Here is a 13,170-nt window from a genome sequence, read left to right as displayed (position 1 = left end):
TAAGAATGCGCCCGACCATGCTCACCGGCAGCCTCAGCTGCGCACGAAGATCTCGACCCGGCGGTTGAGCTGACGCCCGCCCGGATTGTCCTGGCCGCCGATCTCGTTGGGCGCCACCGGCAAGGATTCGCCATAGCCCTTGGCCGAGGCGTCGGCGGCGGCGCCGCGCTGCCGCAAGGCCTCGACCACGGCATCGGCGCGGCGCGTCGACAGGGATTGGTTGTAATCGTCGCTGCCCTTGGCATCGGTATGGCCGCCGATCTCCATGCCGTCGGATTCGATGTCCTTGAGCGCGCCCGCAAGCGCATCGAGCACCTTGGCCGCGTCGGCGCGGATGTCGGATTTGTCGAAGTCGAACAAGACCCGGTCGTTGAGGGTGATCAGATAACCGCAAGGTGCGCCCGGCGGGGCGAACTTCTTGATCGGCGGGAAGCGCCCGGCCGGCGGCACCTTAGCCAGCGGTTCCATCTTGATGGTGCGCGCCGGCGTGCCGACCTGGCCGGTGCCGTCGCCGTTGTTGCGGATCAATCCCTGCGGACCGTTCCACGTGCCCGAACCGTCCTTGTTGATCGTGACCAGGCCCAGGGGCCCGTTCCAGGTGCCGCTGCCGTCGCCGTTGTTGCGGATCAGGCTGCCCTCGCCGTTCCAGGTGCCGGCGCCCTTGGCATCCAGGGTGATCATGCCCGCCGGCCCGTTGTAGCTGCCGGAACCGTCGGCCTCGACGCGGACGATGGCATCGTCTTCGCCGTCCTCGCCGCCGTTGATGCTGCCGCTGCCGTCGCGGTTGACCACGACCAGCCCGCCTTCGAAGTTGGCGCTGCCGCTGCCGTCGGCGGCGATGCGGAAGATGCCGGCATCGCCGTTGCGGCTCAGATTGCCCTGCGCGTCGACGCTGGTGATGCCGGCGTCGCGCACCAGACCGCCGCCGGCGTCGCAGCGGGCCGGGCTCACGCTGATCCCGGCGATCGGGTCGAGAATCTCCTGCATCGACGATTCCAATGCCCGCTGTGCCGGCGTCACGCCGACGATCTCCGGCACCACGATCACCGGAATCGCCGGGAACGCATCGGCGGCCGCGCGATCGGCGCCGGCCTCGTCATCGGTTTCGCTGTCGGTTGCCGGGTCGGCGGTCGTCGCTGCTCGATCCGGCGTAGTCGCGGGCGTGACATCCGCGGCCCGATCCTGGCCGCAGGCGGCGGCGACCAGCGCGCATGCGAGCGCCAATGCCCATCCTGAAATACGCATCGCATCCATCCTTGATGTAGCCGAGGCGCATAGATACACGAACGTCCGTGACAGTGGCAAGCGAAGGCGGCGAGCGAAGCGGGCCGCCAGGGGCTGCAGCCATCGCGTGCGACCCAATGCGTCTCGCACGCCGATCCGCTCCCTGGTACCGCCCTCGGCGCCTGAGTACCATGCCGGCTCGTCGTCCCGACTGTCGTCACCAGGAGTAAGACCTTGCAAAAGTCATTTGCTGTCTGTGGTTTGTTGATCGGCCTGTTCGGTTGCGGCGATGCCTTTGCTCAAGTCGACCTGTCCACGCTCGACCAGCGCATGGCTGGGCCGTCCACGCAGGTGCTGGTACTGGGCTCGGTGCACCTCAGCGGCTTGCCGAAGGACTTCAAACACGACTCTCTGGCGCCGGTGATCGATCGTCTGGCCGCGTTCAAGCCCGACGTCATCACCATCGAAGCGATCTCGGGCGAGCAATGCGACCTGGCCGCGCGTCATCCGGCGATCTACGGTGCGCAAGGATTGGCGCCGTACTGCCGCAAGACCGACGCGGCGAAGGCCGCGACCGGGCTGGACGCGCCGGCGGCGATCGCCGAAGCGCACAAGATGCTGAAGAACTGGCCGGCGGCGCCCTCGCCCGCACAGCGCCGCCGTCTCGCGGCGGTGTTCATGGCCGCCAACGACAAGGCCTCGGCCCTGGTGCAATGGCTGCAACTGCCGCAGGCCGAGCGCCACAGCGGCGAAGGCCTCGACGATGTCCTGGTCGCGCCGCTCGAAAAGGCGATGCTGCACAACGACGAAAGCCTGCTGATCGGCGCTCGCCTGGCCGCGCGCCTGGGCCTGCAGCGCCTGCATGCGACCGACGACCATACCGGCGACAACGTCGCTATCGCCGATGAGGCCGCGTACGGAAAGGCGATCCAGACCGCCTGGGAAGCGGCCGCCGCACCGATGGGCCAGATTCTCGAACGCGAGGAAGCCTTGATCAAGAGCGGCGACATGCTGGCGCTGTACCGCTACGTCAACCGCCCGGACGTCTTGCGCACCGTCGTCGACGGCGATTTCGGCTCCGCCTTGCGCGACACTTCGCCCGAGCACTACGGCCGGTTGTACGTGGCCGGTTGGGAAACCCGCAACCTGCGCATGGTCGCCAACATCCGCGAGGCCTTCCGCGAACGTCCCGGCGCGCGCGTGCTGTCGATCGTCGGCCGCACCCACAAGCCCTGGTTCGACGACTTGTTGGGACAGATGCAGGGCGTGGAGATCGTCGATGCGGGCCAGGTCCTGAAGTAAAGGACTTGGGTAAGCCGCCGCCCTGAGCGCGGCGAACGGCGCGGACGACGGGCCAGGCGCGAGCCCGGCCCGTCGACGCCGCCGCATAGCGATAGCTGCGCAATGGCCGCGACCCAGCCGGGTCGCGGCCGTCCACGCCTCACTGCGTGATCGCGCGCCGGGTCTGCTCGTTGCCGGCCTGGACCTGCGTTTCCGCCGGCGCCACCTGCGCGACGGTCGGCGCCCGCTCCAGGCCTTGGGTCGGTGTGAACTTCTCCGCCCGGCTGATATCGACCGGGCCGGACACCATCAACTGCGGGTACTGGTACAACTTGATCGCCGCCAATGCCGCCTTGTCCTGGCGGTGCGAGCAATCTTCCGCGGTTTCCATCTGCCCGTCCGTCTTCGGGCGCGGCCCTGCGGTGATGTCGTTGACCAGATGGCTGAACCGTTCCAGCTTGCCCTTCGCTTGCTCCAGCTTTTTTTCTCTCGCCGCCTCGCCCTCCTGGCTCGCTCCCGAAGAAGCCGGGTCTTTGCTCGAGTTCGCCAAGACGTCTTGATACAAACCATAGTAGGTCTTGTACAAGCCGACATGGACATTCATGGTCAACGCCTTCTTCGCGTCTTGGCCGGCGAACAATCGGCTGGAGGTTTCGTACTCGTCGACCTCCGTGCCGAAATGACGTTTCGCCTTGCCCGCCGACGGTTCGGCGCCGCCGTAGGTGGCGAATCCGTCGGCGCCCTCCATGCGCTTTCCCGCATCCGCTGCGGTGGTGCCGCCGGCGGGATATACCGGGTCGCGCAGCGTCATCACGCTGAGCCGTTCCGGCGCGGTGAAATCGCCCAGCCCGAAGGTGAAGGACTGCGCCTTGGCCGCCATCGCCGAGGACGCCACTTCCGGCGTCTCGCGCAGATAGCGGGTGGCCCCGAGCATCTCGCGCTTCAAGGCATCGTTGGTCTGCGGGTAGACATTGAAGAATGCGTAATCGTGCGTCGCCAGATGCTGGGTATTGGTGTCGGAGGTGTGGGTAACCTTGGCCGCGCGAGTCGTATCGCCGGTCAGGCCCTTGGCGAAACCCTGGATCGCATGACGGTCGGCGGTGGGCAGGATATGGCTGGCGATATCGCCGTTGGTCGCATGCGTGGCCAGACCGCCGCCGTAACGCTTCCAGACATCCTCCGACGCGGCACCGACCAACTTGTCGTAGGTGGCCAACTTGGGATCGGCGGCGAACAGCTTCTGATACTTGTCGAGCTCGGAGGCGAGCCCTTCCAGGTTCTTCGCTGAAATCGCAGTGAGTTGCTCCTGCGCCCCCAACTTCTTGAACCCCGGCTCACGCGTTGCCGGATGGCCTTTCAGCATCGGGCTGGCGACCAGGGTGGCCGCATCCGCCTCCGGGTTGTGCGCGGGCGCGTAGGCCGCGTACAGCTTGGACTCGACCTGGCCGCGCGTCAGCTTGCCATCGGAGTCGCCATCCGGGAAACGAGCGGCCGCGAAGATGTTCTTGGCCAGCGCCTCGCCGCCGTGCGCCTTGGCTTCGACCATGCCGGACAGCCGCTCGGACAGTTTCGCCAGCTTCACCTGCCTGGCATCGCGGTCTGCTTCGCTGGCTCCGTCGAGCAGGGCCGCGGGATAGTTCCTGCCTATCTTCAGCTCCCTGTCCCTGTCCGGCAGCAGTTGCCTGAGCAGATCGGGGTCGTTCTTCTTCAAGTAATTATTGATGTCGCTGGCGACTTTCTTATCGGTGAAGTAGAACCCACTCGACCCGTCCAACAGAACTTTCAGTTGCGCGCTCGTGCTCACGTGTTCGATCTCCTTTGCGCTGTTCGATCTGCACCGTCATCGGTTCCGGCGCCATGCGGCTGGGCTTCGGCGGCAGCTTCGACAGCAGTCCTGTAACTACGCAAAAGCGTAAGCGCAACGGCCATCGCATGTGGACGATGACGCCGAACGGCTGGAATCCGCAAACTTGATCGCAAACTGCATCACAAACTGCATGGCGAGCCCGGCGCAAAGATCGTTCGCGACCGCCTGCATCGCGTCAGGCAAGCATCACGGCCGGGCCAGGCGCTGGATATGGAAGGCATCGCGCCATCGGTACTGCATGGCGGCGACCAGCGCATGCATCAACAGGATCCGGCGATCCGCCTGCGCACTGTGGGCCTTGGCGCGATCGGCCGCGTCTCGGCCCTCCCGGTAATAGACGCTCAACAGTCGCACCCCGATCTCTTCGCCGGTGCGCTCGCGCGGCACCGGCGCGTGGCCCAGCGCGGCGACCATCGACTCGGCCACCGACCAGGTCGACCACGGATTCTGCCCGGTGACGAGATGGCCATCGACGACGGTGTTGTCGAGATAGATCGGGCCTTCGACGTAGCGGGCGCCGTAGCCGGCGATGCGCTCCTGCAGCAGGAACGGAAACAGACGGCGCGCATCCTTCAGCAGAAACAACTCTTCGTCGTTGCTGAACCCGGTCATGCGCTTGCCCTCGATCAGGCGTCGGCCGTTGCCGAGACGCACCTCCAGCAAGGCGGCGGGGCCGTGACAGACCGCGCCGACGATACCGCCACGGTCGTGCACTGCGCCGACGATGCGCTGTATCTCGCGATGGCCGGGAAAGTCGAACATCGCGCCCTTGCCGCCGACGAAGTACACCGCGGCGTAACGGGACGGGTCGACCTGCGCCAACGGCACGGAGCGATCCAGCTTGGCGATGGCCTGCGCATCGTTGAGAAAGGCGTAGTCGGCGGCGACCAGTTCGTCGTCGAGCCGCATTGGCGGCTTGCCGCCGAGCGGGCTGGCAATGTCGACCTCGAATCCGTTCGCGACGAACACGTAATAGGCGCGCGACAACTCGGTCAGTTCGAACCCGGCCTTCTTGCCCGAGGCGCCGATGGCGGCGGTGCTGGTCAGCACGGCCAGGATGCGGCCACGCGATTCGCCGACGCCGGCTCGTACGAAAGCCAGATCGGTCGACCGGCTGGCGGGATCGGCCAGCGCTTGCTCGTCCAGGCGGAAGCCGTCGGCATACCAATAGCCGGCGAGGGCCAACAGCGACAGCGTGCACAACGTCGCCAACAGTGCGGTCTTCAGTTTCTTCCAATAGCCGGTGCGCATCGCCGCCATCTCATGATTGCCGTCGCAGGCACCTTAGGCGGCCGATGTGAAACGAACTTCAAACTCCGCCCGCCTCGACGACTCGGTCACGACGCGTGCGAACGCCTGAGGCATCGAGGCGGACGCGACCGGCCGGCGCAGGCATGCGAAGCTTGGCGCTCCCAAAGACCCGACCGAACCCGACCGAACCATGACCCACCGACTTTTCGTTTATGGAACGCTCGCGCCGGGACGGCCGAACGAGCACGTCCTTGCCGGCATCCCCGGTACGTGGGAGCCGGCCAGCGTCACCGGCACTTTGTTGCAGGAGGGCTGGGGCGCCGCAGTCGGCTATCCCGGCATCGTCCTCGACCCGGACGGCGCCGAGGTCGATGGCCTGCTGTTCGAATCGGAGCACTTGCCCGACCACTGGGCGCGCCTGGATGCATTCGAGGGCGAAGGCTACGAGCGCGTGCTGACCACGGCCAAGCGCAAGGACGGCGGTTCGGTCGACGCCTATATATACAAGCTCAGCGAACAGGGCACGCCGCCCGGCCGGACGGGTGACAGCTGAAGCCGCACTCGGTATGTTCTGCGCCCTGGCATTCGACGGCGCTTGTTCGAACACGCCAGCTCATCTGTCGCACGAAGCGACGCGAACGGCAGCACGCAAAGGAAGCCCATGGCCACCACCCTGCAGCTAGACAAGGACGAACTGGTCGCGAAAGCGAAGCGCAGCATGCAGCACCTGCTGCCGGACAACACCTGGACCACCCGCCAGAAGCTCGCCCTGACCTGCCGGATCCTGTTCGACGCCGGTCACGACTCCGGCCTGGCCGGCCAGATCACTGCCCGCGCCGAAGTTCCGGGCACTTACTACACCCAACGGCTCGGCCTGGGCTTCGACGAGATCAGCGAGCGCAACCTGCTGCTGGTCGACGAGGACTTGAACGTGCTCGAAGGCGACGGCATGGCCAATCCGGCCAACCGCTTCCACAGTTGGGTCTATCGCGCGCGTCCGGACGTCAACTGCATCATCCATACCCATCCGCTGCACATCGCCGCCCTGTCGATGCTGGAGGTGCCGCTGATGGTCTCGCACATGGACATCTGTCCGTTGTTCGACGACTGCGCCTTCCTCAAGGACTGGCCGGGCATCCCGGTCGGCAACGAAGAAGGCGAGATCATCTCCCAAGCCCTCGGCGACAAGCGCTCGATCCTGCTCGCCCACCACGGCCAGCTCGTCGCCTGCGCCAGCGTGGAAGAAGCCTGCGTGCTCGCCGCGCTGTTCGAACGCGCCGCCAGGATGCAGTTGCTGGCGATGGCCGCCGGCGAGATCAAACCGCTGCCGCCGGCGCTGGCGCGCGAAGCCCACGACTGGATCTCCACCCCGAAGCGCAGCCAGGTCACCTTCGCCTACTACGCCCGTCGCGCGCTCAAACAGCACGGCGACTGCCTCGACGCCGCCGGCTGATCCTGCCTACCGATCCGGCTCCGGCCGATGCGCACGCGTCGGCCGGAGGACGCATGGCGTCGCTTCGTCCATTGCCCCGTCCATTCGATCGCGTATCCAACCCTCGCCATAAGGGCGTGCGCGCTGACGGCATAGACCGGCGGTTCGCCGCTTCGCGAGACGCGAGTGACGCGGCTGCCTTGCGGCTCGGTCGAGTCGCTCGTGCCGCGCATAACAGACGCTTCGATCGCGCATCGCCATCGATATCGATATCGGCTCCGAACTTTGGCGTACGGAAACCTGTGCCGAGCCTGCGGTTTTCGCACTGCAGCGGCGATTCGATGCCGACCTCATCACATCGACACCGATAACAAGACGCGATGTCGTCCGCTGCGACGAGGCTTTCTCATATCTGGGCACATGCAACGGACACGTCGGTCCGAACGCACCACGCACTCGGCTCGCGAAGCCGCCGGGCGCATCCGGCGTGCGCATCGCAAACATGACCTACGTTATTCATCGTCGATGAATGCAATCACAGATTCGCGATGCAAAAGGCAACCCACATCAAGTTGAAACATCGACGCTTCTATCTATCGAACGCCTGCTGCGAAGCCGGCAACCGATCACTTTCGAACACGCCGCCCTCACGTTTATTCGTGCTCGGCGATCTCCGAACGCGCAAGACGACAGTCACACACGGGCCTTGCGCCGAAAGTCTTATATCGACCTTCGACTAATGAAAATCCGTATTTTTCACGGCTTTCGCACAAGCGATCGATCAGTTATGAAACACGCGAATAGTCCTTTTTTTGCGTAGATTCGTTTCCTCAGTTCGGATCACAAAATTTAGTCAACTGCATCGAACAACGCATGTTGACGTTGTTGCTTTGGATAATCGATAGTGAATCGACATGGAGTGCAACGCACAGGGATAGATCGAAAGTGCTTCTGTAACGCCACCCTTCTCCACGATCTCGCGCATCAATGCGCGAAGCCGACGGCATGCCGCCCATAGCGGCCACCGAAGGCTTCGCCTCTGCGCAGCCGCTGGTTTCAGGGAACAAACGCAGCAGACCTGTCGCCGCATGAGAATGCGGTCCGGGTGAGTTTTTGCCCAAGCTTTCATCGAACCGACCGTTTTCATCGACTCGACAGCGCGTCGCGCCGCCGTGCGCAAGCGCGCATCGGCCGACTCTCTACGAACATCCGCCCCAGCCGATCAGCAAGGAGCCAAGCGCAGTGGAAAAGTTGAGAGTGCTTCTGGTCGATAACTACGACAGCTTCACCCACAACATCGCGCACTACCTGGGCGAGGCCAACGGCACGCCGCCCACGGTGGTCGCCAACGATCGCATCGACTGGGCGCAGATCGACGCCGCCGATTACGACGCGATCGTGATTTCCCCGGGCCCGGGCCGCCCCGAACGCGCCGGCGACATGGGCGTGAGCAACGACGTGCTCGCCATGGCCACCGTGCCGGTGCTCGGCATCTGCCTGGGCCACCAGGCGATGGTGCATGCTTTCGGCGGCAGCATCGTGCACGCTCCACAACCGATGCACGGGCGGCTGAGCGCGGTCGAGCACGACGGTAGCGCGCTGTTCGCCCACATTCCCTCCCCGTTCGACGTGGTGCGTTATCACTCGTTGATTGCGGCCGAGCCTTTACCGGAAGGGCTGCGCGTTACCGCGCGCACCGCCGACGGCCTGGTGATGGCGCTCGAGCACGCCAGCCGCCCGCTGTGGGGCGTGCAGTTCCACCCCGAGTCGATCCACACCGAATTCGGCCACCAGATCATCGACAACTTCATCGAACTGGCGCGCAGCCACACCTTGCGCAAGCGCAGGCGCCGCAGTGGCGACAGCGCCGCCGGCCGCGAGCCGGAGGCGGCATGGCCGGCACCGACGCAGACCTGGCGCATCCAGTCGCGCCGTATCGCCGCCGAGGCCGATCCGCAGTCGGTGTTCCTGGCGTGCTTCGCCGCCAGCGATGCCGCATTCTGGCTCGACTCCAGCGCGGTGCGTCCGGGCTATTCGCGTTTCAGCTTCATGGGCGACGGCAACGAGCCGGGCGCGCACAGCCTGGTGCATCGGGTCGGCCCGGGCGGCGACAACGCCGGCGAAGGCGAGCGCCTGTTCGGCCGGATCCGCGATGGCCTGGCGGTCGCGCTGCACGGCGGCGAAACCCTGCCGTTCGATTTCGTCGGCGGCTGGGTCGGCTACTTCGGCTACGAGCTCAAGGCCTTGACCGAAGTCGGCGGCCCGCATCGCTCGCGCCAGCCGGACCTGTTCCTGCGCTTCATCAATCGCTTCCTCGCCTACGATCACCTGGAACGCTGCTGGCATGCGGTCGCCAGCGGCCCGGCCGAGCGCGCAAGCGAAGACGCCGCTTGGCTCGAACGCATGGCCACGCGCCTGGACACGGTGCCGGCCGCGCCGCCGTTGCGCCACGGCGAGCGCGCAACGCCAGTGGAGTTCCACCTCGAACTCGACCGCGCCGCTTACAGCGAACGCATCGGCCGCTGTTTCGAGCAGATCGGCGACGGCGAAACCTACGAGGTCTGCCTGACCAATCGCCTGCGCGCACAGGTCGACCTGGACCCGGTCGAGCTGTATCGCCACCTGCGCCAGATCAACCCCGCGCCCTATTCCGCCTTGCTGCGCCACGACGGTTTCGACGTACTGAGTTCTTCGCCGGAGCGCTTCCTGCGCCTGAGCCCGAACGGCGTGGTCGAGATCAAGCCGATCAAGGGCACCCGCCCGCGCTCGGCGCGCGACGAGGACGACCGCGCGGTCCTGGCCGAACTCAAGCACTGCGAGAAGGACCGCTCCGAGAACCTGATGATCGTCGACCTGACCCGCAACGACCTGGCCCGCGTGTGCGAGGTCGGCTCGGTGTGGGTGCCCAAGCTGATGCAGGTCGAGAGCTATGCCTCGGTGCATCAGCTGGTGTCGACGGTGCGCGCGCAGCTGCGCGCAGGTCTGGACGTGATCGACCTGCTCCAGGCCACCTTCCCGGGCGGCTCGATGACCGGCGCGCCGAAGCGCCGCACCCTGGAAATCATCGACACCCTCGAAGCCTCGGCGCGCGGCATCTATTCCGGCGCGATCGGCTATCTGTCGCTCAACGGCGCCGCCGACCTGAGCATGGTGATCCGCACCCTGGTCCACCAGGACGGCAGCCTGGAGCTCGGCGTCGGCGGCGCGGTGATCGCGCTGTCGGACGCCGACGGCGAATTCGAGGAACTCCTGGTCAAGGCACGCGCGCCGATGCGTGCGGTAGCGCGCTGCGCCGGCGGCGACGCCGAGGGCTGGCGAATTCCCGGCGAGCTTTCGCCGCACACCGACGCACCCGCCGTTCCCGTCGCGCAGCTAGGGACTTAAGCATGCAACGCAGCCATATCGTCACCGGGGCCAATGGCTACCTGGGCTCCCACCTCGTGCTCGAACTGTTGCTCGGCCGGCCCGAAGCGCAGGTCGTCTGCATCGCCCGCAGCGATGGCGGCGACGCGCGGCAGCGGGTCGTCACCGCCGTGCGCCTGGCCGCGCAGACCTGCGGCCAGGCCTTGCAGGCCGAAGCACTGGCGCGCCTGCAGGTGGTGAGCGGCAATCCCTTGCGGCCCGAAACCGGTCTCGCCGAACGCATCGCCCAGGCCGTCGCCGGCGGCGGCGACGCCACCTTCTGGCACGTCGCCGCGACCGTGCGCTTCACCGAATCCGAAGCCGGCGAGCTCGAACGCATCAACACCCAGGGCGCGACCCACGCGCTGGAACTGGCGATCGCCGCAGGCTGCTCGGACTACAACTACGTCAGCACCGCCTACGTCTGCGGCGACCGCAGCGGCGAGATCGCCGAACAGCTGGAGCCGCAGGCGCCGGCCAACTTCTCCAACCCCTACGAGCGCAGCAAATTCGAAGCCGAGCGCCGCATCGTCGCGCGCGCCGAGGCCGCCGGCCTGGCCTGGCGGATCCTGCGCCCGAGCATCATCGTCGGCCATTCGCGCACCTGGCTCAGCGCCAGCGACAGCGGCCTCTACAAGTTCTGCGAGCTGTTGGAAGACTTCTGGTCGTCGCAACGCGGGGCGGCGGCGCCGCGCAGCCTGCGCTTCGCCGCACCGGAGAACGCGCACCTCAACCTGGTGCCGGTCGACGTGTGCGTGGCCGAGATGCTCGCCATCGACGCCAATACGGACAGCCGCAAGGGCATCTATCACCTGGTCTCGGCCAGCACGGTGCCGACCGCCGACTTCCTGTCCAGCGTCGCCGCGGCCACCGGCATCCCGCTGACGATGGCGAGCGCGCAGGAGCTGGCCGAACAACCGCTGTCGCGGCGCGAAGTCGAATTCGCCCGCCGTGTCGCCCATTACCGCCCTTACCTGTACGGCGACAAGCGCTTCGAGCGTGCCGCCAGCGTGCGCGCGTGCGGCAGCGACCTGCAAACCGAGCGCCGCATCGATCGCCAGGCAGTGCTGTCGTGGCTGCAGGCCTTCCTCAAGCGCAGCCGGGTGCATAGCGACGCGTCGCCGGAAGCACGGCTGTTCACCCAGCAGCGTGCGTTACCGGCGCACTTCAACGTCACCGAGCATCTGCTGCAGGGCGCGGCGCGCGCCTACCCGGACAAGATCGCCATCCGCCACGAAGGCGGCGAGATCCGCTACGCCGAACTCGCCGAGCGCATCGCCGCCTGCGCTCGGCGTTTGTCGGCGGCCGGCGTGCATTACCAACAGCGGGTCGCGCTGATCTCGCACGACGGCATCGAGCACGTTGCCGCCTTGCTTGCGGTGATGCACCTCGGCGCGGTCTGCACCTTGATCAATCCGCTGCTGCCGGCGCGCGACATCGCCGCCTTGCTCGAACAGGCCGAGGTGAGCCTGGTGGTCGCCGACGTCATGGCCCGCCAGCGCCTGTCCGAGATCGATGCCGGCGCGCCGCTGCTGCCGCTGGAAGCGGTCTGCGCCGCGCCGAGCGGCCCCGAACGCGAGCCCCTGTTGGCCTCGCCGACCGGGCCGCTGGACCATGCCTTCGCAGTGTTCACTTCCGGCTCGGTCGGCCAGCCCAAGCTGATCGAGCACCGGCACCTGGATCCGATCGTCGCCACCGAGCGCTATGCCGCCCACCTGCTCGACCTGCGCGTCAGCGACGTGTTGTTCTCGGCCTCGCGCACCAGTTTCGCCTTCGGCCTGCAGAACCTGTTGATCGCCCTGCTCAAGGGCGCGACCGCGGTGATCGCACCGCAGAAGATCTCGGCCGCGGTGGTCGCCGAGCTGATCGTCGCCGCGCGCCCGACCGTCATGTTCGCGGTGCCCACCGTCTATCAGTACCTGCTCGACGACGAAGCGCTGTCGAACCGGATCGAGGGCCGCAACAGCCTGCGCCTGTGCATCGCCGCCGGCGAACGCCTGCCGCAGGCGGTGGCGACGCGCTGGCTGCAGCGCCACGGCATCCGCCTGCTCGACAGCCTGGGCTCGACCGAAGCCTTCTCGACTTATCTGAGCAACGTCGCCGATGGCGACTACCAGGGCTCGACCGGCAAGCTCGTGCCCGGCTTCGATGCGGTGCTGCGCCACCACGACGGCCGCCCCTGCCGCAAGGGCGAACGCGGGGTGATGTGGCTGCGCGGGCCGTCGCTGTCGGTATCGCGCCAGGACCGCAACGCCGGCAGCCGATTCCACGGCGGTTGGTACTGCACCAACGACGTGTTCTGGCGCGACGGCGACGGTTATTTCCACTTCTGCGGCCGCCACGACGAGATGTTCAAGGTCGCCGGGCAATGGGTGTCGCCGCTCGACCTGGAGGAAGTGCTGCTGAGCCATCCGCTGGTGCGCGAGGCGGCGATCACCTCCAGCGCCGACGGCGTCGCCACCGAGGACTCCAGCACCCTGCGCACCAAGGCCTGGGTGGTGTCCGACCAGGCCTCGCCGGACCTCGCCGAAGAATTGCGCACCCTGTGCAAGACCCGCCTGGATGCGCGGCGCTATCCGCACCTGGTCGAGTTCGTCGATGCGCTGCCGCGCACCAGCACCGGAAAGCTGCAGCGCGCTCCGCTGCGCAGACGCGCCGAGGAACAGTCGGCCGCCGCGCACGCCGCCGAAACCATCCCCGCCTGAGGTAGACC

Annotated in this window: 8 protein-coding genes; 5 read left to right on the top strand and 3 right to left on the bottom strand. The window is 66.8% G+C overall.

Annotated features, from left to right (window positions below):
* Window positions 1-33: 33 nt before the first annotated feature.
* Complete coding sequence (locus ACKN61_RS02925) at window positions 34-1,245, bottom strand: OmpA family protein (RefSeq protein WP_408952232.1); 1,212 nt, start codon at window positions 1,243-1,245, stop codon at window positions 34-36.
* A 213-nt stretch (window positions 1,246-1,458) separates the two neighbouring features.
* On the opposite strand from ACKN61_RS02925, the gene ACKN61_RS02920 reads away from it, so the two are divergent.
* Window positions 1,459-2,526 (top strand): DUF5694 domain-containing protein, encoded by a 1,068-nt coding sequence (locus ACKN61_RS02920; protein ID WP_408952231.1) that lies wholly within the window; start codon window positions 1,459-1,461, stop codon window positions 2,524-2,526.
* Between the two features lie 139 nt (window positions 2,527-2,665).
* Here ACKN61_RS02920 and ACKN61_RS02915 read toward each other — a convergent pair whose 3' ends face one another.
* Both ACKN61_RS02915 and ACKN61_RS02910 read right to left on the bottom strand, forming a co-directional pair.
* Window positions 2,666-4,309: a hypothetical protein gene (locus ACKN61_RS02915; protein WP_408952230.1), complete on the bottom strand. Its 1,644-nt coding sequence runs from the start codon at window positions 4,307-4,309 to the stop codon at window positions 2,666-2,668.
* Between the two features lie 249 nt (window positions 4,310-4,558).
* Complete coding sequence (locus tag ACKN61_RS02910; protein ID WP_408952229.1) at window positions 4,559-5,623, bottom strand: type 1 glutamine amidotransferase domain-containing protein; 1,065 nt, start codon at window positions 5,621-5,623, stop codon at window positions 4,559-4,561.
* Between the two features lie 190 nt (window positions 5,624-5,813).
* On the opposite strand from ACKN61_RS02910, the gene ACKN61_RS02905 reads away from it, so the two are divergent.
* The 4 genes from ACKN61_RS02905 (at window position 5,814) to ACKN61_RS02890 (ending at window position 13,162) form a co-directional block, all read left to right on the top strand.
* Window positions 5,814-6,176 carry a gamma-glutamylcyclotransferase family protein gene (locus ACKN61_RS02905; RefSeq protein ID WP_408952228.1) on the top strand — a complete coding sequence of 121 codons (363 nt, stop codon included), beginning with the start codon at window positions 5,814-5,816 and terminating at the stop codon, window positions 6,174-6,176.
* Between the two features lie 108 nt (window positions 6,177-6,284).
* Window positions 6,285-7,076, top strand: a complete 792-nt coding sequence (locus ACKN61_RS02900; protein ID WP_408952227.1) for an aldolase — start codon at window positions 6,285-6,287, stop codon at window positions 7,074-7,076.
* 1,221 nt (window positions 7,077-8,297) lie between these two features.
* Complete coding sequence (gene pabB / locus ACKN61_RS02895; protein ID WP_408952226.1) at window positions 8,298-10,439, top strand: aminodeoxychorismate synthase component I; 2,142 nt, start codon at window positions 8,298-8,300, stop codon at window positions 10,437-10,439.
* A gap of 2 nt (window positions 10,440-10,441) precedes the next feature.
* Window positions 10,442-13,162: an AMP-binding protein gene (locus ACKN61_RS02890; RefSeq protein WP_408952225.1), complete on the top strand. Its 2,721-nt coding sequence runs from the start codon at window positions 10,442-10,444 to the stop codon at window positions 13,160-13,162.
* The last annotated feature ends 8 nt before the right edge of the window (window positions 13,163-13,170 follow it).

This window comes from Lysobacter sp. Hz25 (genome assembly GCF_046097045.1).
GTDB classification, from domain to species: domain Bacteria; phylum Pseudomonadota; class Gammaproteobacteria; order Xanthomonadales; family Xanthomonadaceae; genus Lysobacter; species Lysobacter antibioticus_B.
Note: the sequence above shows the minus strand (reverse complement) of the source record. Positions and strands in the feature narration are given on the sequence as shown.

What these genes read in the sequence shown, in the direction of transcription:
- ACKN61_RS02925 (WP_408952232.1), bottom strand. Translation starts at nt 1,245, where the DNA reads ATGCGTATTTCAGGATGGGCATTGGCGCTCGCATGCGCGCTGGTCGCC.
- ACKN61_RS02910 (WP_408952229.1), bottom strand. Translation starts at nt 5,623, where the DNA reads ATGCGCACCGGCTATTGGAAGAAACTGAAGACCGCACTGTTGGCGACG.
- ACKN61_RS02905 (WP_408952228.1), top strand. Translation starts at nt 5,814, where the DNA reads ATGACCCACCGACTTTTCGTTTATGGAACGCTCGCGCCGGGACGGCCG.
- ACKN61_RS02900 (WP_408952227.1), top strand. Translation starts at nt 6,285, where the DNA reads ATGGCCACCACCCTGCAGCTAGACAAGGACGAACTGGTCGCGAAAGCG.
- ACKN61_RS02890 (WP_408952225.1), top strand. Translation starts at nt 10,442, where the DNA reads ATGCAACGCAGCCATATCGTCACCGGGGCCAATGGCTACCTGGGCTCC.